The 20932-nt window shown below is 66.1% G+C and carries 18 protein-coding genes and 1 pseudogene; 11 read left to right on the top strand and 8 right to left on the bottom strand.

Annotated elements, in window-relative coordinates; genetic code table 11:
- Nucleotides 1–385: 385 nt before the first annotated feature.
- Entirely contained in the window at nt 386–1699 is a 1314-nt protein-coding gene (locus N5C28_RS17530; RefSeq protein ID WP_279824344.1) for an aspartate aminotransferase family protein, read from the bottom strand.
- Nucleotides 1700–1803: 104 nt separating this feature from the next.
- On the opposite strand from N5C28_RS17530, the gene N5C28_RS17525 reads away from it, so the two are divergent.
- Nucleotides 1804–2661, top strand: a complete 858-nt coding sequence (locus tag N5C28_RS17525) for a LysR family transcriptional regulator (protein WP_279824343.1) — start codon at nt 1804–1806, stop codon at nt 2659–2661.
- A 458-nt stretch (nt 2662–3119) separates the two neighbouring features.
- Here N5C28_RS17525 and N5C28_RS17520 read toward each other — a convergent pair whose 3' ends face one another.
- Complete coding sequence (locus tag N5C28_RS17520; protein WP_279824342.1) at nt 3120–4730, bottom strand: FMN-binding glutamate synthase family protein; 1611 nt, start codon at nt 4728–4730, stop codon at nt 3120–3122.
- Nucleotides 4731–5076: 346 nt separating this feature from the next.
- On the opposite strand from N5C28_RS17520, the gene N5C28_RS17515 reads away from it, so the two are divergent.
- The gene (locus N5C28_RS17515; RefSeq protein WP_279824341.1) at nt 5077–6198 is read left to right on the top strand and encodes a beta-ketoacyl-ACP synthase III; all 1122 of its coding nucleotides are present in this window, start codon (nt 5077–5079) and stop codon (nt 6196–6198) included.
- A gap of 423 nt (nt 6199–6621) precedes the next feature.
- Here N5C28_RS17515 and hmpA read toward each other — a convergent pair whose 3' ends face one another.
- Nucleotides 6622–7803 carry an NO-inducible flavohemoprotein gene (gene hmpA, locus N5C28_RS17510; protein WP_279824340.1) on the bottom strand — a complete coding sequence of 394 codons (1182 nt, stop codon included), beginning with the start codon at nt 7801–7803 and terminating at the stop codon, nt 6622–6624.
- Nucleotides 7804–8004: 201 nt separating this feature from the next.
- Here hmpA and norR point away from each other — a divergent pair, with 201 nt between their 5' ends.
- From norR to N5C28_RS17485, 5 genes are all read left to right on the top strand, one after another.
- Nucleotides 8005–9561 (top strand): nitric oxide reductase transcriptional regulator NorR, encoded by a 1557-nt coding sequence (norR, locus tag N5C28_RS17505; RefSeq protein WP_279824339.1) that lies wholly within the window; start codon nt 8005–8007, stop codon nt 9559–9561.
- Nucleotides 9562–9613: 52 nt separating this feature from the next.
- Nucleotides 9614–10072, top strand: coding sequence for a GNAT family N-acetyltransferase (locus tag N5C28_RS17500; protein WP_279824338.1), 459 nt, complete (start codon nt 9614–9616; stop codon nt 10070–10072).
- 287 nt (nt 10073–10359) lie between these two features.
- Nucleotides 10360–10497, top strand: a complete 138-nt coding sequence (locus N5C28_RS17495) for a hypothetical protein (RefSeq protein WP_279824337.1) — start codon at nt 10360–10362, stop codon at nt 10495–10497.
- Nucleotides 10498–10742: 245 nt separating this feature from the next.
- On the top strand, nt 10743–12233 hold the full coding sequence (putP, locus tag N5C28_RS17490; RefSeq protein WP_279824336.1) for a sodium/proline symporter PutP: 1491 nt from the start codon (nt 10743–10745) through the stop codon (nt 12231–12233).
- Between the two features lie 172 nt (nt 12234–12405).
- Nucleotides 12406–12627, top strand: coding sequence for a VF530 family protein (locus N5C28_RS17485; RefSeq protein ID WP_279824334.1), 222 nt, complete (start codon nt 12406–12408; stop codon nt 12625–12627).
- A 1-nt stretch (nt 12628) separates the two neighbouring features.
- Here N5C28_RS17485 and N5C28_RS17480 read toward each other — a convergent pair whose 3' ends face one another.
- On the bottom strand, nt 12629–15736 hold the full coding sequence (locus tag N5C28_RS17480; RefSeq protein ID WP_279824333.1) for a transglycosylase domain-containing protein: 3108 nt from the start codon (nt 15734–15736) through the stop codon (nt 12629–12631).
- Between the two features lie 145 nt (nt 15737–15881).
- On the opposite strand from N5C28_RS17480, the gene N5C28_RS17475 reads away from it, so the two are divergent.
- Genes N5C28_RS17475 through N5C28_RS17460 form a run of 4 tightly spaced genes read left to right on the top strand, consistent with a single transcriptional unit; the run spans nt 15882 to nt 18273 of the window.
- Nucleotides 15882–16568: a methyltransferase domain-containing protein gene (locus tag N5C28_RS17475; RefSeq protein ID WP_279824331.1), complete on the top strand. Its 687-nt coding sequence runs from the start codon at nt 15882–15884 to the stop codon at nt 16566–16568.
- Between the two features lie 19 nt (nt 16569–16587).
- The gene (locus N5C28_RS17470) at nt 16588–16998 is read left to right on the top strand and encodes a VOC family protein (RefSeq protein ID WP_279824330.1); all 411 of its coding nucleotides are present in this window, start codon (nt 16588–16590) and stop codon (nt 16996–16998) included.
- A 17-nt stretch (nt 16999–17015) separates the two neighbouring features.
- Nucleotides 17016–17432: a VOC family protein gene (locus N5C28_RS17465; protein ID WP_279824329.1), complete on the top strand. Its 417-nt coding sequence runs from the start codon at nt 17016–17018 to the stop codon at nt 17430–17432.
- A 19-nt stretch (nt 17433–17451) separates the two neighbouring features.
- Nucleotides 17452–18273: an aldo/keto reductase gene (locus N5C28_RS17460; protein WP_279824327.1), complete on the top strand. Its 822-nt coding sequence runs from the start codon at nt 17452–17454 to the stop codon at nt 18271–18273.
- 19 nt (nt 18274–18292) lie between these two features.
- Here the strand turns inward: N5C28_RS17460 and N5C28_RS17455 are convergent, their stop codons facing one another.
- The 4 genes and pseudogenes from N5C28_RS17455 to N5C28_RS17440 form a co-directional block, all read right to left on the bottom strand.
- Nucleotides 18293–18622 (bottom strand): DHCW motif cupin fold protein, encoded by a 330-nt coding sequence (locus N5C28_RS17455; protein WP_279824326.1) that lies wholly within the window; start codon nt 18620–18622, stop codon nt 18293–18295.
- 118 nt (nt 18623–18740) lie between these two features.
- Nucleotides 18741–19490, bottom strand: a complete 750-nt coding sequence (locus tag N5C28_RS17450; protein ID WP_279824324.1) for an SDR family oxidoreductase — start codon at nt 19488–19490, stop codon at nt 18741–18743.
- 24 nt (nt 19491–19514) lie between these two features.
- A complete protein-coding gene (locus N5C28_RS17445; RefSeq protein ID WP_279824322.1) occupies nt 19515–19901 on the bottom strand; it encodes a MerR family DNA-binding transcriptional regulator in 387 nt (128 codons plus the stop codon).
- Between the two features lie 189 nt (nt 19902–20090).
- Nucleotides 20091–20333, bottom strand: a pseudogene (locus tag N5C28_RS17440) (hypothetical protein); the annotation flags it as partial.
- Nucleotides 20334–20932: the final 599 nt, after the last annotated feature.

The following is a 20932-nucleotide window of genomic DNA, read 5'->3' as shown; positions in this document are numbered from 1 at the left end:
GGATGCACCAGGCGTTTGACGATCAGGCGGTTGTGGCTCAAGGGCGGGGCTTGCGACGACAGGGTGCAGCAATACCGTCGAATTCGCCAGCCCGTCAGACGGGCGCGGGGCGTAGACGCCGCGTTCGGCGCCGACGATACAGGCCGGAGGATGAGGGATTCATCCCGGGTGTCGCTGCGCTCGACCCAGGCTACGCGGGGGATGACGCTCACTGTGGGTGGAGTGGTGGATGGGTGAAGCGTCATCCACCCTACAAGGGCGGTAGCGTGCTTGAGGTGTGCTGCGTTCGACCCGGGTTACGTAGGGTGGATGACGCTCTTTTCATCCGCCATGGGGTAACAAGGGAATGGTGGGTGGAGGAAGCGCCCTCCACCACTGCGCTGTGTCAGCCGCGTTTGCCCAGGCAGTTGCCGATGGCGTTGCCGAGCAGGGCCAGGCCCAGGTCGATTTCTTCGTCGCGCACGGTCAGCGGCGGGGCGATGCGGAACACGCCGCCCATGCCGGGCAGCGACACGATGTTCATGCTCAGGCCCAAGCGCATGCATTCGCGGGTGATGGCGCTGCCGAGTTCGGCGGCCGGTTCCTTGGTGGCGCGGTCCTTGACGATCTCCATGCCCAGCAGCAGGCCGCGGCCGCGCACGTCGCCGATGCAGTCGAAGCGCTCCTGCAGGGCCAGCAGGCCGTTGCGCAGGCGCGCGCCGGCCACGTTGGCGCGCTCGACCAGGTTGTCGCGTTCCACCACTTCCAGCACCTTGAGGCCCACCGCCGCCGGCAGCGGGTCGGAGACGTGGGTGGTGTAGAACAGGAAGCCGCGTTCGTGGGCTTCTTCTTCGATGGCCCTGGAGGTCACCACCGCCGCCAGGGGCAGGCCGGCGCCGAGGGTCTTCGACAGGGTCAGGATGTCCGGTGTCACGCCGTCGCGCTGGCAGGCGAACATCATGCCGGTGCGGCCGATGCCGGTCTGCGCTTCGTCGAGGATCAGCAGCATGCCGCGCTCCTCGCACTTGGTCTTGAGGGCGCGCATGTAGCCGGCCGGCAGCTCGATGATGCCGCCGGAGCTGAGGATCGGCTCGGCGATGAAGGCCGCCAGGTTGCCGCTGGACTGCCGGTCGATCAGGTCGAAGGCGTAATCCAGTTCGGCTTGCCAGTCGAATTCGCCGCCGCGCTCGAAACGCGGGCGGTAGGGGAACGGCGCCGGGATGGCGAACGAGCCCACTGCTGCCGGCCCGTAGCCCTTGCGCCCGGCGCTGTAGGTGGCGGACGCCGCGTAGCCGGTCATGCCGTGCCAGGACTGGGCGAAGCCGACGATCTCGAACTTGCCGGTGACCAGCTTGGCCATGCGGATCGCCGCTTCGTTGGATTCGGCACCGGTGCTCAGCAGCAGGGTGCGGTCCAGGCCGTCGGGCGTGACCTCTGCCAGCTTGCGCGCCAGGTCCACCACCGGCCGCGAGAGCATGCCGCTGAACAGGTGGTCGAGCTTGCGGATGTGTTCGCTGACCACCTCACTGATGTCGGGGTGGCCATGGCCGAGCAGGGCGCTCATCTGGCCCGAGGTGAAATCGAGGATTGGCCGGCTCTCGGCGTCGTAGACGAAGCTGCCCTGGGCGCGCTCGATGATCATCGGCTCGAAGGTGCCGCCGTAGCGAATCAGGTGTTCGCGGGCATTATGCCAGAAGGTGGGGTCATCGTTCCTGGACATGGCGGCCATCCTGCGTGCTGGGGAGTTGAGCTTGCAGTCTAGGCAGGGCTCTGGCTTTATTGAATCGAATAGTTCTTATGGAAGGTATCAGGGAGGCTTATAGCGTGAGCGGGTCACTGGACATCGATCTGTTGCGCTCCTTCACCGTGATCGCCGAGAGCGGCAGCCTCAGCCGCGCCGCGAGCCGGGTGGGGCGCACCCAGTCGGCGTTGAGCATGCAGATGAAGCGCCTGGAGGATACCCTCAATCAGCCGCTGCTGCTGCGCACCGGCCGTGGCGTGCAGCTCACCGCCCAGGGCGAGCGGCTGCTGCCCCATGCCCAGCGCATCCTGCGCAGCCACGACGAAGCGATGGCCGAGTTGTCGGGCAAGGGCCTGTCCGGGACTATCCGCTTCGGCTGCCCGGATGACTACGCGGCGGTGTTCCTGCCGTCGCTGCTGCGCGACTTCGCCAGCCAGCATCCACAGGTGCTGGTGGAGGTGATCTGCACGGTCAGCCCGCGCCTGCTCGAACAGCTGGATACGCACGCGGTGGACCTGGCGATGATTTCCCAGCCCGACGACCCGGGCACGGAGGGCGTGATCCGCCGCGAGCCACTGGTGTGGGTGGCCAGCCAGGGCACGGCGGTGGCGGATTTCGACCTGCTGCCGCTGGCGCTGTCGCACCCCGACACCCTGGACCACCAGGCCGCCCGCCGCACTTTGGAAGAACAGGGCCGGGCCTACCGGGTTGCCTACGCCAGCAGCAGCCTGGCCGGGCTCACCGCCCTGGTGCGCTCCGGCCAGGCCATCGCGGTGCTGACCCAGACCGCCGTGCCGGATGACCTGCAGATCCTCCCGCCGTCGGCTGGCCTGCCGGAACTGCCGGGCGTGGGCATCACCCTGCGCTTCGACAAGGACTCCCCCTCGGCCCTGGTCACCGCCTTCGCCGACCACATCCGCAGCATCCTGCCGGCGCTGTAAGGGCCGGCACCACATGTCCTGTAGGAGGGGCTTCAGCCCCGAGCTTTTGAAGGCGCTCAGCCCCCATCGCGGCTAAAGCCCCTCCCATGAATCCTGGGTGATATCCAAAAGCCCAGGCCACCAAAAATCCCTGTGGGAGGGGCTTCAGCCCCGAGCTTTTAGAAGGGCTCAACCCCAATCGCGGCTAAAGCCCCTCCCACGAACCTTGGTGATACCCAAAAGCCCAGGCCACCACACATCCCTGTAGGAGGGGCTTCAGCCCCGAGCTTTTAAAAGGGCTCAACCCCTATCGCGGCTAAAGCCCCTCCCACGGACCTTGGTGATACCCAAAAGCCCAGGCCATCACACATCCCCTGTAGGAGGGGCTTCAGCCCTGAGCTTTTAAAGGGCTCAACCCTTATCGCGGCTAAAGCCCCTCCCACAAAAAACAGGACTGCTCAAAAACCTTCCTCTACCCCTCAAACATTCGCCGCTTCGAAGCTGTCGGCCCGGGCCATGTGCCACATGCGTTCGTAGAACTCGCCTTCGATCTTGCCGCTGAGCAGCTCGCCCGGCTTGAGGAACACGTGCTGCTGGGAGAACAGCTTGATCTCGGTGGCCGACAGGCGTTGCACCAGGTGGCGGGCGTCGATCTGCGAGGGGTGGTCGAGGCCGGCGGCGGCGAGCATTTCGGCCAGGGCCTTGAGGGTGTTGCGGTGGAAGTTGTAGACCCGCTGGGCCTTGTCTTCGACCACCAGGGCGCGCTGGCGCAGCGGGTCCTGGGTGGCAACGCCGGTCGGGCATTTGTTGGTGTGGCAGCTCTGGCTCTGGATGCAGCCGATGGCGAACATGAAGCCGCGCGCCGAGTTGGCCCAGTCGGCGCCGATGGCCAGCACCCGGGCGATGTCGAAGGCGCTGACGATCTTGCCGCTGGCGCCGAGCTTGATCTTGTCGCGCAGGTTCAGGCCGACCAGGGTGTTGTGCACGAACATCAGGCCTTCACGCATTGGCACGCCGAGGTGGTCGGTGAATTCCAGGGGCGCGGCGCCGGTGCCGCCTTCCTTGCCGTCGACGACGATGAAGTCCGGCAGGATGCCGGTTTCCAGCATGGCCTTGGCGATGCCCATGAATTCCCACGGGTGGCCGAGGCAGAACTTGAAGCCCACCGGCTTGCCGCCGGAGAGCTGGCGCAGCTGGGCAACGAACTGCAGCAGCTCGATGGGCGTGGAGAAGGCGCTGTGGCGTGACGGCGACACGCAGTCCTCGCCCATGGGCACGCCCCGGGTGCTGGCGATTTCTTCGGTGATCTTGTGCTTGGGCAGGATGCCGCCGTGGCCGGGCTTGGCGCCCTGGCTGAGCTTGATCTCGATCATGCGCACCTGGGCGGTCTGTGCCTGGGCGGCGAAGCGCTCGGGGTCGAACTGGCCGTCGCTGGTGCGGCAGCCGAAGTAGCCGCTGCCCAGCTCCCAGATCAGGTCGCCGTCGTGCTCGCGGTGGTAGGGGCTGATGCTGCCCTCGCCGGTGTCATGGGCGAAGTTGCCCAGCTTGGCGCCGTGGTTGAGCGCGCGGATGGCGTTGGCGCTGAGCGAGCCGAAGCTCATGGCCGAGATGTTGAACAGCGACGCGGAATAGGGCTGCGTGCACTGCGGGCCGCCGATCTCGACGCGGAAGCTGCACGGGTCGCTGAGCGGCGCCGGGCGCATGGAATGGCTGATGAACTCGAAGCCGGTCTGGTACACGTCGGTCAGGGTGCCGAACGGCTTGTCGGCACCTTCGTTCTTGGCCCGGGCGTAGACCAGCGAGCGCTGTGCCCGGGAGAACGGCAACTGTTCGCCGTCGGCCTCCAGCAGGTACTGGCGGATTTCCGGGCGGATGCCTTCGACCAGGTAGCGGATGTTGCCCAGGATCGGGTAGTTGCGCCGCACGGCGTGGCGGGTCTGCAGCAGGTCGTTGATGCCGATCAGGCTCAGCACGGTGCCGATGAAGGTCAGCGGCCAGACCCATTCGTGGTGCAGGAAGGCCAGGCTGAGCAGGGTGAGTAGAAGGCAACTGGCGAAGAAGGCGTAACGGCTGAGCAGCGACAGAGTCATTCGGGGTCCTGTTGGAAAGCGGGCGCAGGGTCTCAATGTAGACGGCCCGGCCGGGTTTAGTCGATGACCCTTTAGTGTGGGTCAGCGCCCTGCTGGCGACTGGCTACACTGTGGCAGGACGCTATCAGGCCGCGATCGGCCGCGAAACGCCGGTATTCTTACCCGCCGTCAGTCAGCGCTGCGTTCGAGCAGCGGACGAAAAGCACCGGTCTGTGGCACACTCTGCGCCATGACCTGGGGCAGGCGTCTGGCCCCGTCGACTCTCAGAATTCGTGCCCCGTGGCGTCCGCCAGGGGCCGCCTGGCTAACCTGGCCGCGACCTGCGGCGAGAACAAGAGGAATGACCGTGCATAACGTCGTCATCAGCGGTACCGGCCTGTACACCCCGGCCAACAGCATTTCCAACGACGAGCTGGTGGAGTCATTCAACACCTACGTGCAGCAGTTCAACGCCGACAACGCCGAGGCCATCGCCCGTGGCGAAATCGAAGCGCTGACCGAATCCAACAGCGCCTTCATCGAGAAGGCCTCGGGCATCAAGAGCCGCTTCGTCATCGACAAGGCCGGCATCCTCGACCCGCAGCGCATGGTGCCGAGCATCCCGGAGCGCAGCAACGAGGAGTGGGGCATCCTCTGCGAGATGGCCGTGGGCGCTGCCAAGCAGGCCCTGGAGCGCGCCGGCAAGACCGCTGCCGACATCGACGGGGTGATCGTCGCCTGTTCCAACCTGCAGCGCGCCTACCCGGCCGTGGCCATCGAAGTGCAGGCGGCGCTGGGCATCCAGGGCTTCGGCTACGACATGAACGTGGCCTGCTCCTCGGCCACCTTCGGCATCCAGGCTGCCGCTAACAGCGTGCAGCTGGGCCAGGCCCGCGCGGTGCTGATGGTCAACCCGGAAATCTGCACCGGCCACCTGAACTTCCGTGACCGCGATAGCCACTTCATCTTCGGCGACGCCGCCACCGCGGTGATCATCGAGCGTGCCGACCAGGCGACCTCGCCGTACCAGTTCGACGTGGTCAGCACCAAGCTGCTGACCCAGTTCAGCAACAACATCCGCAACAACTTCGGTTTCCTCAACCGTGCCGCGCCGGAAGGCGAGGGCGCGCGCGACAAGCTGTTCGTGCAGGAAGGCCGCAAGGTGTTCAAGGACGTGTGCCCGATGGTCGCCGAGCTGATCGGTGTGCACCTGCAGGAAAACGGCCTCGACGTCGCCGACGTGAAGCGCTTCTGGCTGCACCAGGCCAACCTCAACATGAACCTGCTGATCGCCCGCAAGCTGCTGGGCCGTGACGCCGAGCCGCACGAGGCGCCGGTGATCCTCGACACCTACGCCAACACCAGCTCCGCCGGTTCGGTGATCGCCCTGCACAAATACCAGGACGACCTGCCGAGCGGCACCCTGGGTGTGCTCAGCTCGTTCGGCGCCGGCTACTCCATCGGCAGCGTGATCCTGCGCAAGCGCTGATCCGCCGAAGCTGCCCGGCGCCAACCGCGTTGCCGGGCGTGGTGGATGGGTGAAGCGTCATCCACCCTACGGGGTCATCCGAACCGGGGTGTTGGTGGGTTTCCCGGGTGTCGCTCCGCTCGACCCAGGCTACGTGTAGGGTGGATGACGCTCTTTTCATCCACCGTGGGTTGCGGGGGCGTGGTAAATGGGTGAAGCGTCATCCACCCTACGGGTTGTCCGAGCCAGGGTGTTAGTGGGTTTCCCGGGTGTCGCTCCGCTCGACCCAGGCTACGTGTAGGGTGGATGACGCTTTTTTCATCCACCAGCGGGTAGCGCACGCCGCATACAAAAACGCCGCGCCCCTCGACCGAGGGGCGCGGCGTTTTCATGTGTACGGTCCCGCGGTGGCCGGTCGTGGTCAGCCGCCGCGGGAACGGTTCGTCAGGCGTCCAGCGCGCTGGCCGGGCCGAAGAACTCGTAGTGCGACTGCTTTTCCGGGACGCCGATATCGCGCAGGTGCTTCTTCACCTGGGCCATGAACGGCTTCGGACCGAGGAAGTAGGCATCCAGGTCGGTGTCTTGCGGCAGCCACTGGGCCAGCAGGTCGCGGGTCAGGAAGCCCTCGGCATGCACGCCGTCACCCGGTTTCACCTCGTTGTAGCAGAAGTAGTGGGTGACCTGCGGGTGCGCCGCGGTCTGCGCTTCGATCCAGTCGCGGAAGGCATGCACCTCGGCATTGCGGGCGCAGTGGATGAAGTGGATCGGGCGGCCGCTGGGCAGCGCGCTCTGCAGCATGGCCAGCGCCGGGGTGATGCCGACACCGGCGGTGATCAGCGCCAGGGGCTTCTTCGACGGGCGCAGCACGAAGTCACCGGCTGGCGGGAACAGCTCCAGGCTGTCGCCGACCTGGACGTTGTCGTGCAGGTGGTTGGACACTCGGCCACCGTTCTCGCGCTTCACGCTGATGCGGTATTCGCGGCCGTTGGCGGGGGCCGACAGCGAGTAGTTGCGGCGCTCTTCGCCGGTTTCCAGCAGCAGGCGCAGGCCGATGTACTGGCCGGGTTCGAAGTCGATGGCCGAGCCACCGTCTGCCGGCGCCAGGTAGAAGGAGGTGATTTCCGCGCTTTCGGCGACCTTGTCGGTCACCTTGAACAGGCGGCCACCACGCCAGCCGCCTTCGGCCTGGGCGCTGCGGGCGTAGGTTTCCTCTTCGGCGTTGATGAAGATCTCGGACAACTGACCGTAGGCGGCAGCCCAGGCGTCGATCACTTCGTCGGTGGCGATTTCGGCGCCCAGCACTTCGCGGATGGCCTGCAGCAGGCAGGTGCCGACGATGGGGTAGTGCTCCGGCAGGATCTGCAGGGCAACGTGCTTGTTCACCACTTTCGACACCAGCGGGCCGAGGGCTTCGAGCTGGTCGATGTGGCGGGCGTACATCAGCACGCCGTTGGCCAGGGCGCGTTGCTGGTCACCGCTGGCCTGGTGGGCCTGGTTGAACAGCGGGCGCACCTGCGGGTACTCCTTGAGCATTTTGGCGTAGAAGTGACGGGTCAGGGCTTCGCCGCCGGTTTCCAGCAGCGGGACGGTGGCTTTTACGAGGGCACGTTGTTGGTTCGTCAGCATGATGGGTTCCTGCAAGGCAATGTGTAGGGATGTCGTTGGAAAAAATTTCGTGGTACCAGCAGCGGCGTGCTAGCGTTAGCACTGCTTGTTATTCCAGTTTTCGTGCCATCTTTTTTATTGTTTAAAATCAATCACTTAATGAAAAATGTGTTTTTATGACTACTCAATAAATCGGGTCATAAAGACTTTTAGGTAGTCGCAATGACCGCAAACCCCTTGTTGAACGCCTTGATCCCCCTGGTGGCCGACCTGTCCAAGGACATGAGCGACGCCGAGCGCTACCGGCGCTTGCTGGCAGCCTCCCGCGAGTTGTTCCCGTGCGACGCCGTGGCGCTGCTCAAACTGAGCGACGAGGTGCTGGTGCCGGTGGCCGTGGAAGGGCTCAGCGCCGACAGCCTGGGCCGCCGCTTCAAGGCCGCCGAGCATCCCCGCCTGCAGGCCCTGCTGGAGAATCGCGGGCCGACCCGTTTCGCCGCCGATTGCGGCTTGCCGGACCCCTATGACGGCCTGGTGGAAGGCCACAGCGGCCACCTGGAAGTGCACGATTGCCTGGGCTGCCCGCTGTACCTGGACGACCAGCTCTGGGGCCTGCTGACCCTGGATGCCCTGGACCCGGCGCGTTTCGGCCAGGTCGACCTCAACACCCTGGAGGCCTTCGCCAGCCTGGCGGCGGCCACCGTCAAGGCCAGCGAGCGGATCAATGGCCTGGCGCGTCGCGTCGAAGACGAGCGCCAGCTGACCGCCGTCTACAAGGAAGCCGCGACCCGTCATCGCCCGCGCGAGATGATCGGCCAGAGCGCGGTGCACAAGCGCCTGCAGGACGAAATCAAGCTGGTAGGCGACAGTGACCTCACCGTGCTGGTCACCGGCGAGACCGGGGTCGGCAAGGAACTGGTGGCGGAAGCCATCCATGGCGCCTCGGCCCGGGCGCGCAAGCCGCTGATCAGCATCAACTGCGCGGCGTTGCCCGACACCCTGGTGGAAAGCGAGCTGTTCGGCCACGTGCGCGGCGCGTTCTCCGGCGCGGTCGGCGAGCGCAGCGGCAAGTTCGAACTGGCCGACGGCGGCACCCTGTTCCTCGACGAAGTGGGCGAGCTGCCCCTGGCGGTGCAGGCCAAGCTGTTGCGCGTGCTGCAGAGCGGCCAGTTGCAGCGGGTCGGCTCGGACCGCGAGCACCGGGTCGATGTGCGGGTGATCGCGGCGACCAACCGGGACCTGGCCGATGAAGTGAAGGCCGGGCGTTTCCGCGCCGACCTCTACCACCGCCTCAGCGTCTACCCGCTGCAGGTGCCGCCGCTGCGCGAGCGCGGCCGCGACGTGGTGCTGCTGGCCGGTTACTTCCTCGAAGAGAACCGTGCGCGCATGGGGCTGCGCAGCCTGCGCCTGAGCCCGGATGCGCAGAAGGTGCTGCTGGGCTACGACTGGCCCGGCAACGTGCGCGAACTGGAGCACCTGATCGGCCGCGCCGCGCTCAAGGCCCTGGCCCAGCAGCCCGAGCGGCCGCGCATCCTCAGCATCGACGTGGTGGCCCTGGACCTGCCGGGCACCGGTAGTGTCGCTGCCGCCCAGAGCGCTGCGGCGGCCGTGCCGGAAATCCCGGTGGGGCAGGACCTGCGTACCGCCATGGACAGCTTCCAGCGCAGCCTGATCGAGCAGACCCTGGCGCGCCACCAGGGCAAGTGGGCGGAAGTCGCCCGCGAGCTGAGCGTCGACCGCGCCAACCTCAATCGCCTGGCCAAGCGGCTCGGCATCAAGTGATTCAAGGGCGCCCTGTACGGGCGCCTTCCCAACCCGCGAGACGATTGCGTACATGCCCATCACCTGGCAACTCCTGCACCACAGCGAACTGAGCAAGAACGACCTGTATGCCGCCCTGCGCCTGCGCACCCAGGTGTTCGTGGTCGAACAGCAATGCCCCTACCAGGAAGTCGATGGCCTCGACCTGCAGGCCGACACCTGTCACCTGCTGGCCTGGGACGGCGATACCCTGGTGGCCTACCTGCGCTTGCTGGACCCTTCCACCCAGGAAGGCGAAGTGACCATCGGCCGGGTGGTGATCGCCGAACAGGCCCGCGGCACCGGCCTCGGTCATACCCTGATGGAGCAGGCGCTGGCCGCGTGCGCCGAGCGCTGGCCGGAAATCCCCGTGTACCTCTCGGCCCAGGCGCACCTGCAGCGCTTCTACGGTCGCTCCGGCTTCGTGGCGGTGACCGAGGAGTACCTGGAAGACGGCATCCCGCATATCGGCATGCGCCGCATCGTCGACTAGGCGCCTGTCCAGGCCAGCCCGCGGGGTAGAGCCGTTGCAGGATTTCACAGCGTGTTCGCCCCGTGGGCTGGGCGTACACGGGCATTTCGTGTAAGTTCCGCGCGCCGTAGTTTCTTGAAAAAACTCCAGAGGTTTTCGCAAGAAGCTGTCATCGCTCTGCCACTAAATTCCGCGCTCCACATTTTTCGATGCACGGTTCACAGTCGAGGATTGGTCAGACCAGCCGATGTGAGCTAGACCGTAAGTGTGGTGTGCATGACCCGAGTTTTCACAAGAGGATGGACGTGATGCCCCGCATCAGTCTCGCCGTACAGTGCATGAACCGTGATGCGGCTACCGGTAGCGGTGGTTGTGTCCTGCCTGTGCAGGCCTCTGTGGTGACCGGTGAGTCGGCGAACATGCTGGTGCAGGCCAGCCAGGATTGAGTGTTTGACGGGCGAGTGTCGAAAGGCATTCGCCCGTTGTCGTATTGGGAGGCGGATTCCTCCCGGACGACGAGGTCGTCTGATCGGTGGATGGGCTGTGCGGGGGTTCGCCAGCGTCATCGGGTTCGCCGTTCAGGCGCAGTGTCGAGAATGCGCGGGCGCCACAAGCGCACGCACTTTGCCATGCAGGGCGCGGGCTTATCCCCCGTTGCCTGAATAACAACAAACGAGAGGGGAGTTCCCCAATGACAGCTAGTACTCCAATGCTGGTCACCTTCGTGGTCTATATCCTGGCCATGGTGTTGATCGGCTTCATCGCCTACCGCGCCACCAAGAACTTCTCCGACTACATCCTGGGCGGTCGCAGCCTGGGCAGTTTCGTCACCGCGCTGTCGGCCGGTGCATCGGACATGAGCGGCTGGCTGCTGATGGGCCTGCCGGGCGCGATCTTCGTCGCCGGTATCTCCGAAAGCTGGATCGCCATCGGCCTGATCATCGGTGCGTACCTGAACTGGCTGTTCGTCGCCGGTCGCCTGCGCGTGCAGACCGAGCACAACGGCAACGCCCTGACCCTGCCGGACTACTTCACTAACCGCTTCGAAGACAGCAGCCGCGTGCTGCGCATCTTCTCGGCCCTGGTGATCCTGGTGTTCTTCACCATCTACTGCGCCTCGGGCGTGGTCGCCGGTGCCCGCCTGTTCGAATCCACCTTCGGCCTGTCCTATGACACCGCCCTGTGGGTCGGCGCAGCCGCCACCATCCTCTACGTGTTCGTCGGTGGTTTCCTGGCCGTGAGCTGGACCGACACCGTACAGGCCACCATGATGATCTTCGCTCTGCTGATCACCCCGGTGTTCGTGATCCTGGCCCTGGGCGACTACGACGCGGCCATGGCCACCATCGAGCAGGCCAACCCGGCCAACTTCGACATGTTCCGCGGCCTGTCCTTCATCGCCATCATTTCCCTGCTGGGCTGGGGCCTGGGCTACTTCGGCCAGCCGCACATCCTGGTGCGCTTCATGGCCGCCGACTCGGTCAAGTCGATCCCGGCTGCACGCCGCATCGGCATGGCCTGGATGATTCTGTGCCTGGGCGGCGCCGTAGCCGTGGGCTTCTTCGGCATCGCCTACTTCGCCAACAACCCGGGGCAGGCCGGTCCGGTCACCGAGAACGGCGAGCGCGTGTTCATCGAACTGACCAAGATCCTGTTCAACCCCTGGATTGCCGGCCTGGTGCTGTCCGCCATCCTGGCGGCCGTGATGAGCACCCTGAGCTGCCAGCTGCTGGTGTGCTCCAGTGCCCTGACCGAAGACTTCTACAAGGCTTTCCTGCGCAAAGGCGCCAGCCAGAAGGAACTGGTCTGGGTTGGCCGTGGCATGGTGCTGCTGATCGCGGTGGTAGCGATCCTGATCGCCTCCAACCCCGATGCCAAGGTCCTGGGCCTGGTGTCCTACGCCTGGGCGGGCTTCGGCGCTGCCTTCGGTCCGGTGGTGATCCTGTCCCTGGTCTGGAAAGGCATGACCCGTAACGGCGCCCTGGCCGGTATGCTGGTCGGTGCCTTCACCGTGGTGCTGTGGAAAGAGTTCGTGGGCCTGGGCCTGTACGAAATCATCCCGGGCTTCATCCTGGCCACCATCGCCATCGTGGTCTTCAGCAAGATCGGCAACGGTCCGAGCACTTCCATGCAGAAGCGCTTCGACGAAGCCGAGAAGGAATACCAGGACGCGCACATCTGAGTGCGTGCCGACCCGGGCGCAGGCCCGGGTTCCTGAGTCTCCTGAAAAAGGCCGATCCCCCGGGATCGGCCTTTTTTGTTTGCAGGGCCTCGGCGCGCGCGGTTGTGCTTTCACTCCCGCCCGGCCTTGGCTAAGTTGGCGACCCTTCTCTTCGTACCCCGGCAGGCCCCGCATGACCCAATCGCCAAAGAATCCGCTGCACGGCATCACCCTGGAAGCCATCGTCACGGACCTGGTGGCGAAGCTGGGCTGGGACGGGCTGGCCAAGCGGATCGACATTCGCTGCTTCAAGAGCGACCCGAGCATCAAGTCCAGCCTGACCTTCCTGCGCAAGACACCCTGGGCACGGGAAAAGGTCGAGGCCCTGTACCTGCAGCAGCAACGCAAGGGCTGAGCTACTGCCAGCTGGCCTGCACCGGCGCCATCGCCAGGTTGCACTGCGTGCCGCTGCCGGGTTCCAGGTAGGGCGCGAGGATCGGCGCCATGCCCTTGAGCACCTGCACCGGCAGGGCTGAGGTGAAGGTGAAGCGTTCCGCCTCCCGGCCCGGGACGAAGGCGGTGAGGGTGCCGTAGTGGCGCGGGCCGAGGTAAAACACGAAGGTCGCGGTGCGGTTCATCGCCCGTGAGCTGAGCACCCGCCCACCGGCGCCCACGGTTTCGATGCGGTTGTCGCCGGTCCCGGTCTTGCCGCCCAGGGTCAGCACCTGGCCGTCAGCCAGACTGAAACTGCCTTGCAGGCGCCGTGCGGTGCCGCCTTCAACCACCTGGGACAACGCCTCGCGCAACGCCGCCGCCACTTCCGATGCCATGACCCGCTCGCCCTGCAGCGGTGCGTGGGCCACCCGGGTTTCGTAAGGCGTGCCGGCCGCAAAGTGCAGGCTGTCGATGCGCTGGGTGGGTTGGCGGATGCCGTCGTTCTGGATGATGCCCATCAGCTCGGCCAGCGCCGCCGGGCGATCACCGGAACTGCCGATGGCGGTGGCCAGCGACGGCACCAGGTGCTCGAAGGGGTAGCCGAGGTTCTTCCAGCGGCGGTGGATATCCAGGAACGCCTCCACCTCCAGCATGATGCGGATCCGGCTGTCGCGGGCGCTCTTGTGGCGGCTGCGGAACAGCCAGCCGTAGACCTCCTGGCGCTCGTCGCGGCTGGCGCTGACGGCATCGCGGAAGGTGGCCTGCGGGTTCTGGTTCAGGTAGCCCAGCAGCCACAGTTCGAGCGGGTGGACCCGGGCGATGTAGCCCTGGTCCGGCAGGGTGTAGGCGCCCGGGCCATAGTTGCCGTAGAGCTCGGCGATGCGCTTGTCGCTGAGTTTCTCCTGGGGCACATGGCTGCGCAGGAAACTGGCGAAGGCCGCCTGGTCCGTCTCCGGCATCAGGTAGCGGTGCACCGCCGCCAGGCGCACCGAGGTGTGGCGCAGGCCGCTGAGAAAGGTCTCCAGGCGGTCCTGGGCGCCCTGGCCCTGGTACTTGCGCCAGAAGCGCAGCAGGAACGTGGTGCCTTCGCGGTCGGCGAAGCGGCTCAGGTACTCCAGGCGCCGCGGGTCCTTGTCGTCCTTGAGCAACTGGGCGCTGTTGCCGGGGGCCTGGTAGGTGCTGTAGCGCACCACATCGCGCATCAGGCGGATGAAGGGCAGGTTGATCGATTCGCGCAGGGACTCGCGCAGCGTCGGGTTGCGCCCGTTGTCCTCGCGGCGGAAGTTGCCGAAGGTGTGCAGCCCGCCGCCGGTGAAGAAGCGTTCGCCGGGGCTGGCGGAATAGCGGCGCTCCATGGCCGCGTCGAGCATCGTCGGCAGGCTGGCGCCCGGGTTCAGGCGCAGGTAGTCGAGGGCCCAGCGGGTCAGCAGGTCCATCTCCGCCACTTCCACCTGGCGCAGTTGCTCCGGGCTCTGCCCGGCATGGCGCCCGTGCAGCTCGGCGATGATCTCCAGGTAGGTGGCCAGCACCCGCAGTTTGGCGGTGGAGCCCAGCTCCAGCTTGCTGCCTTCGTTGATGTCGAACGGCTGGTCGGTACTGTCGGTCTGCACCCGCACCAGACTGCCATTGGCGGTGCGTTCGAACAGGGTGAAGCTGTAGCGCACGTCGGCGGTCTTCTCGGCAGACAACAGGCGCTCGCCAAACAGGCCAATCTGCTTGGCGAAGGCCGGGTCGGCCAGTTGCTGCAGGTAATGGCTGACCGCCTGTTGCAATTCGTCGTTGAGCGAGGTGGTGGCGTCCAGGTCCAGGCGGTCGAGGTCGTACAGCGGCATGTTCAGCAGGTTGGACAGGCGCGAGCGGGCCACGCTGATGCCCTTGTTGCTGTCCACCGCCTGCAGGGTCGGGTCCAGCTGCCAGTCGCGGTACTGCAAGGGCTGCGCCAGGGCGGCGTCGCGCAGGTCGGTATCGATCAGGCCGCCGCCGGCGATCAGGCGGATGTGGCTGTCGGTCAGCTCGTTCAGCGCGTCGCGGCCCTGGGCCAGGTAAAAGGACGGGCGGCGCTGGGCGATCATCAGGGCCAGCACCTGGCGCAGCGCCAGGCCGCGTTCGGCGAGGCTGGCCTCGGGCGAGCGCGCCGGGTCGAGCAGACGGTTGACCCGGGCGAAGTCGGCGCCGTACCAGATGCGCAGGCCGTCGGCCAGGCCGTGCACTTCACCGTGGCCGGGGGCGGCGGAGAGCGGCACGCTGTTGAGGTAGTCGCGCACGATGTTCTCGCGCACCGCCCGGGTCTGTGGGCCGCCCTGGTAGGCTCGCACGCTGGCGGACACCATCTGCCGCAGCTTCTCGGCCGCCGACAGGGTCAGGCCGTCCTGGGAGTGGCGGTATTTCTCCAGCTGGGTGGCCAGGGTGCTGCCGCCGGCGGACTGGTCCTGCATGTCCAGCACCTTGCCCAGCTGCGACAGCGCCGCCATGGCGAAGCGCGGCCAGTCCACCGCCGGGTTGGCCTGCGGGTGGCGTTCGTCGAGCAGGTGGCGGTTCTCGATGAACAGCAGGCTGCCGGTCACCAGCGGCGGGATGGCGCTGAAGCTCGGGTAGCGCTGTTGCGGGTAGCGGAAGCTGTAGAAGGGCGTGCCGCGGCAGTCGCTGATGGTCAGCCCGGTCTGGATCTTTTCCGCGAAGGGCGGGAAGAACCCGCGCTCGGTGTAGGCCGCCAGGGCCGGGGAGAACTGCGCCTGCTGCTCGATGACGAAGCCGCGCTGGCCCAGGCGTTCGAGCATCATAGGCAGGTAGGTGTAGCCCAGGCGCTTGTCGAACGGGCCGTCCTGGGGGTAGACGATGCGCGGGCTGGGGCCGGGCTCCACGCGGTAGGTCAGCTCCGTGGCGTAGCGGCTCAGGTAGTGGGACTGGAAATGCGCGGTGCGCAGTTCATAGGCCAGCAGTGCGATTGCCATCACCAGCAGCAGGCTGGTCACCAGCCAGAGGTATCCGACCCAACGGCGCCGGGGCCGCTCGGGTGTCAGCCGTACGACGGGCTGACTGCTCGACGGAAGGGCCGTGTGCTCAGTATCGGATTGCCACAATACGCCCATGATCGGTTGGCCTTGTCTGACTCATCCTCTCCCCCACAAGCGTAGTCGCTGATGGGCGACTTAGACGGGATTGCGATTAACGCAGCGCAAAAAATGGCGGGAGCCCCTAGAATCGATGGCATTGTCGAGCGACCGGTCACTGCCCATGCAACGCGATCACCGAGAGCAACTCAGCCTGAGCTGGCAGGCCAATGCCGATGCCTGGACCGCGGCGGTGCGCGAGCAACGCATCGAAAGCCGGCGCCTGGTGACCGACGCGGCCATTCTCCAGGCCGTGCTGGCCCTGGCGCCCACCCGGGTGCTGGATGTGGGCTGCGGGGAAGGCTGGTTGTGCCGCGGCCTGGCCGAGCGCGGTATCGAGTCAGTGGGGGTGGACGCCTCCGCCCCGCTGATCGACCGCGCCCGCGCCACCGACGGCGCCAAGGGCAACTACCGGGTCTGCGGCTACGCCGAACTGGGCGAGATGGCCGAGCAACTGGGGCGTTTCGACGTGCTGGTGTGCAACTTCGCCCTGCTCGAAGACCCCCTGACCCCGACCCTGGAAGCGCTGCACGGCGTGCTGGCGCCGGGTGGCCGGCTGCTGATCCAGACCCTGCACCCCTGGCGCGCCTGCAACGATGCCTCCTACCGCGACGGCTGGCGGGTCGAGACCTTCGCGGGTTTCGGCGAGGGCTTCCAAGAACCCATGCCGTGGTTCTTCCGCACCCTCGAATCCTGGCTGACCCTGCTCACCGACACCGGCTGGCGCCTGCAATGGCTGCAGGAGCCGCTGCACCCGGAAAGCGAACAGCCGGTGTCGCTGTTATTGCTGCTCAGCGCCGAGCCGCGCTGAACCGCGAGCAGGCCCGCCGATGAAACTGCTGATCAACCTCGACGTGCCGGACCTGCCGGCGGCGGAGGCCTTCTACACGCAAGCCTTCGACCTGCAGGTCGGGCGGCGGCTGTTCGAGGGCGAGGTGGTGGAGCTGCTGGGCGGCCCGGCGCCGATCTACCTGCTGCTCAAGCCAGCCGGCAGCCAGCCCTGCGGCGCGAGCACGGCGCTACGCGATTACCAGCGCCACTGGACACCCCTGCACCTGGATATCGTGGTCGATGACATGGAGGCTGCCTTGGCCCGTGCCCTGGCAGCCGGTGCCCGGCAGGAGGGCGAAATCAGCGAAGCTGCCTGGGGACGCCTGGTGGGCCTCAGTGACCCGTTCGGCCACGGCATCTGCCTGCTGCAATGGCGCGGGCGCGGCTACGATGAGGTGGTCCACACCTGAACGACGGAGGACAGCTCATGTCGATACCCAAGACCGGTGCCAGCCTGGTGCCCTGCCTGCGCTACCGCGACGCGCCGGCGGCCATCGACTGGCTGTGCGAACACTTCGGCTTCGAACGCCACCTGGTGGTGCCGGACGAGCAGGGCGGCATCGCCCATGCCCAGCTCCGCCACGGCACCAGCATGCTGATGCTCGGCTCGGTGGCCGATTCCGACTACGGCCGACAGATGCGCCAGCCGGACGAGGCGGGTGGCTGCACCCAGAGCCTGTACCTGGTGGTCGATGATGCCGATGCCCAGTACGCCCGCGCGGTGGCCGGTGGAGCCCGGGTGGTGATCGACATCCGCGACGAAGACTACGGCGGCCGGGGCTTCACCTGCCGCGATCCGGAGGGGCATCTGTGGAGCTTCGGCACCTATGATCCCTGGCAATGACACACGAACAGGAGGCGTGATGCGTACGCTCGAACTGGCCGGCGAACAGGTGCCGGTGATTGGCCAGGGTACCTGGCGCATGGGGGAAGACAGCAACCGGCACCAGGCCGAAGTGGCGGCGCTGCGCCAGGGCGTGGAACTGGGCCTGCGCCTGATCGACACGGCGGAAATGTACGGCGAGGGTGGCGCCGAGGTGGTGGTGGGCCAGGCCATCGCCGGCCTGCGCGACCAGGTGTTCCTGGTCAGCAAGGTTTACCCGCACAACGCCAGCCGCAGCGGCGTGGCGGCGGCCTGCGAGCGCAGCCTCAAGCGCCTGCAGGTCGACTGCATCGACCTCTACCTGCTGCACTGGCGCGGCCAGTACCCGCTGGAAGAAACCGTCGAGGCCTTCGAACGCCTGCACGAGCAGGGCAAGATCAAGCGTTGGGGCGTGTCCAACTTCGACCTGTCGGACATGGAGGAACTGAATGCCTCGGCCTGCGCCACCAACCAGGTGCTGTACAACCCCGAGGCGCGCGGCATCGAGTTCGACCTGCTGCCCTGGCAGCAGCACCAGGGCATGCCGCTCATGGCCTACTGTCCGCTGGGCCAGGCCGGCAGCCTGCTGCGCAACCCGATCCTGGCTGAGGTCGCCGAGCGTCACGGCGTGACCCCGGCCCAGGTGGCCCTGGCCTGGGCGTTGCGCAAGCCGGGGGTGATCGTCATCCCGAAAGCGGTCGATGCCAAGCACCTGCGCCTGAACGCTGCGGCGGCCGCGCTGGAGCTGAGCCCGGAGTGCCTGGACCTGATCGACACCGCCTACCCGGCGCCGACGCGCAAGCGCTACCTGCAGATGGTGTAGCAGCGCGTGGTCGAGGCAGTCAGTCGACGATGAACAATCGGGCGCCGGTGGCGGTGGATGAGCGGTGCGCCTCGGCCTGGTCGGCCACCTGGTAGCTCATGCCCGGGGTCATCACGAAGCGGCGGCCGTCCTCCAGCTCGGTGTGCAGCTCACCCTCCAGGCACAGCAGGATATGCCCCTTCTTGCACCAGTGGTCGGCCAGGTAGCCGGGCGTGTACTCGACCATGCGCACCCGCAGGTTGCCGAAGTGCTGCGTGCGCCAATAGGCGGTGCCGGTCTCGCCACTGTGTTCGGTGCGCTCGATGCTGCTCCAGTCGGTGATGCCAAAGGGGATGTCGCGGATATCCATGCGAAGGCGCCTTGTAGAGGGGCTAGACAGAGGCGCATTCAACCACAGTCGAACGCGGCGGTTGGGGGATTTCGCAGGGCCTCGAAGGCGCCGGCAGCCTCAGCTGCCGGCATGGGCGTCACAGCTGGCTGAGGCCGCCGTCGACGCACAGGTCGATACCGGTGATGAAGCTGCTGTCCTGGGAGGCGAGGAACAGCGCGGCGTCTGCCAGCTCTTCCGAGCGGCCGAGCCGGCCCAGGGGAATCCTTGCCGACAGCATCGCTTCGAATTCGCCGAACTGCGCGGCGCTGACCCCCAGCTTCTCGATGATCGGCGTGTTCACCGGGCCCGGGCTCAGGCAGTTGACGCGAATCCGCCGCTGCTTGAGCTCGGCGGCCCAGCTGCGCGCGAACGAACGCACGGCGGCCTTGGTCGCGGCATAGACGATATGGTCGTCCAGGGCCATGCGGTGGGCGATCGACGACACCAGCACCACTGAACCGCCGTCGCTGAGCAGTGGCAGCGCCTTCTGCACCGTGTAGAAGGTGCCCTTGGCGTTGATTGCGAACTGGCTGTCGAACTGCTGCTCGTCCACCGCCTCCGAGGGCGCGGGCAGGATGATTCCGGCGCTGGCGACGAGGATGTCGAGGCGGCCATGGCGTTCGGCGATGTCTGCGTACAGCCGATCCAGGTCGTCCAGGTTGCTGATGTCGAGGCTGAGCCCGCGGGCTGTGCCGCCAATTGCCGCAACGGCTTCTTCGACCACGGCCTGGCGCCTGCCAGTGATGATGACCTGGGCGCCGTGTTCAGCGAACAGCTTGGCGGTGGCCAGGCCGATACCGCTGTTGCCGCCGGTCACGAGGGCGATCTTGCCTGCTAGTTTTTCCATGGGTGCTCCGATAGGACTGAGTCTTCACGTAAGGGCCATGGAGGGCGTCATCGGGGATTCGCGCAGGGGCGTGTAGCGCTCGATCTTCGCTGCCAGCCGGGCGCGGCGTTCGGCCAGCTGACCTTGCAGCTCGTCCAGCACCTTCAGTTTGTCCACGTGCTGCTGCAGGCAGGCCAGGAAGCCATCGCTGTCTTCCTCGTCCTCCAGGTACTGCAACAAGCCCAGGATCTGCCGCGTACTGAACCCGCAGCCGATCAACTCCCGTATCCACACCACACGCTGCACCATGGCCACCGGGTAATCGCGGTAACCGTTGGCCAGCCGAACGGAATGGATAAGCTCGCGTGCCTCGTAATGACGCAGCGAACGCGTACTGACACCGGCCCTCAGGGCCAACTCCCCAATGTGCATGACGATCTCCATGGGTGAATGCTAAGGGCTTGACGCTAGTGTCAAGGTCAAGCCCGACGGAGCAGAAGAATGAATGGATGCCGCGGCGGGGCAGGCATAAAAAAGCCGGCTGTGGGGGCCGGCTTTGTTATGTCAGCAACTGCGCTGGGGTCATGCCGAAATCTCGATCAAGTGGTCGGTGCGGTCTCAGGCAACACGGCTTTCGATCAGACGATCCGAGCCACCTTCGGCGACGCGGTTTTCGATCAGGCGGTCGGAACCACCTTCGGCAACGCGGTTTTCGATCAGGCGGTCCGAACCACCTTCGGCGATGCGGTTTTCGATCAGACGATCCGAACCGCCTTCGGCGACGACAGGTTGGGCGGAAGAGGCAGCGAATACGTTGGCGGCCAGTACAGTGAAAGCAAAGCTGAGGATGAGTTGGCGTTTCATGATGGTGTGCTCCGGGGTGTTTGGGGTTGGTATGGAGCAGATGTTACGGGCGTGAATTTTTAAGAGAACTTCATTGGGGTGATGGTAAACATCGACGTTAGAGATGGTTCATTGGGAGGCTCTAGGGCGGGGTTCTTTGCCTGGTAAACCTTTACACGGCGGTGCCGGAAGCCTTCAGTCCGTAGCGGACGCAGAGCGTCCGGGGCTGCATTCCCACGCGGAGCGTGGGAACGATCAGGTGGAGGAGCGGCGGATAACTGATGGCTCCCACGCTCCGCGTGGTAGCCCAATCCCGTGACGCTCCGCGTCACCAGCAGTAGGTCGGGCAGCCCGAATTCCTTAGCGGACGCAGAGTGTTCGAGGCTGCATTCCCACGCGGAGTGTGGGAACGATCAATGGCAGAGCTCGAGGCCAAGGCCTCTCCTACAGTGGGGCGCGGTCGCTTCTGTAGGAGCGGGCTTGCCCGCGAGCTTTTCGTTCAGGCTGCATCAGAGCTGTGAAGCGCTCACGTAGCCGACGATGCGATGAAACCACTATGCTCGCGGCCCATAATGCAGAACCAAACGCCTCAGGCCGAGGCGAGCGCATAAAGGAAAATG

The organism is Pseudomonas sp. GD03944 (assembly GCF_029839275.1).
In the GTDB taxonomy this organism is placed as follows: Bacteria; Pseudomonadota; Gammaproteobacteria; order Pseudomonadales; family Pseudomonadaceae; genus Aquipseudomonas.
Note: the sequence above shows the minus strand (reverse complement) of the source record. Positions and strands in the feature narration are given on the sequence as shown.

Excerpts from the sequence above, each read along its gene's own strand:
- hmpA (WP_279824340.1), bottom strand. The coding sequence starts at position 7,803 with ATGCTGACGAACCAACAACGTGCCCTCGTAAAAGCCACCGTCCCGCTG.
- norR (WP_279824339.1), top strand. The coding sequence starts at position 8,005 with ATGACCGCAAACCCCTTGTTGAACGCCTTGATCCCCCTGGTGGCCGAC.
- N5C28_RS17480 (WP_279824333.1), bottom strand. The coding sequence starts at position 15,736 with ATGGGCGTATTGTGGCAATCCGATACTGAGCACACGGCCCTTCCGTCG.
- N5C28_RS17500 (WP_279824338.1), top strand. The coding sequence starts at position 9,614 with ATGCCCATCACCTGGCAACTCCTGCACCACAGCGAACTGAGCAAGAAC.
- N5C28_RS17460 (WP_279824327.1), top strand. The coding sequence starts at position 17,452 with ATGCGTACGCTCGAACTGGCCGGCGAACAGGTGCCGGTGATTGGCCAG.
- N5C28_RS17445 (WP_279824322.1), bottom strand. The coding sequence starts at position 19,901 with ATGCACATTGGGGAGTTGGCCCTGAGGGCCGGTGTCAGTACGCGTTCG.
- N5C28_RS17455 (WP_279824326.1), bottom strand. The coding sequence starts at position 18,622 with ATGGATATCCGCGACATCCCCTTTGGCATCACCGACTGGAGCAGCATC.
- N5C28_RS17470 (WP_279824330.1), top strand. The coding sequence starts at position 16,588 with ATGAAACTGCTGATCAACCTCGACGTGCCGGACCTGCCGGCGGCGGAG.
- N5C28_RS17485 (WP_279824334.1), top strand. The coding sequence starts at position 12,406 with ATGACCCAATCGCCAAAGAATCCGCTGCACGGCATCACCCTGGAAGCC.
- N5C28_RS17530 (WP_279824344.1), bottom strand. The coding sequence starts at position 1,699 with ATGTCCAGGAACGATGACCCCACCTTCTGGCATAATGCCCGCGAACAC.
- N5C28_RS17475 (WP_279824331.1), top strand. The coding sequence starts at position 15,882 with ATGCAACGCGATCACCGAGAGCAACTCAGCCTGAGCTGGCAGGCCAAT.
- N5C28_RS17495 (WP_279824337.1), top strand. The coding sequence starts at position 10,360 with ATGCCCCGCATCAGTCTCGCCGTACAGTGCATGAACCGTGATGCGGCT.
- putP (WP_279824336.1), top strand. The coding sequence starts at position 10,743 with ATGACAGCTAGTACTCCAATGCTGGTCACCTTCGTGGTCTATATCCTG.
- N5C28_RS17520 (WP_279824342.1), bottom strand. The coding sequence starts at position 4,730 with ATGACTCTGTCGCTGCTCAGCCGTTACGCCTTCTTCGCCAGTTGCCTT.
- N5C28_RS17450 (WP_279824324.1), bottom strand. The coding sequence starts at position 19,490 with ATGGAAAAACTAGCAGGCAAGATCGCCCTCGTGACCGGCGGCAACAGC.
- N5C28_RS17465 (WP_279824329.1), top strand. The coding sequence starts at position 17,016 with ATGTCGATACCCAAGACCGGTGCCAGCCTGGTGCCCTGCCTGCGCTAC.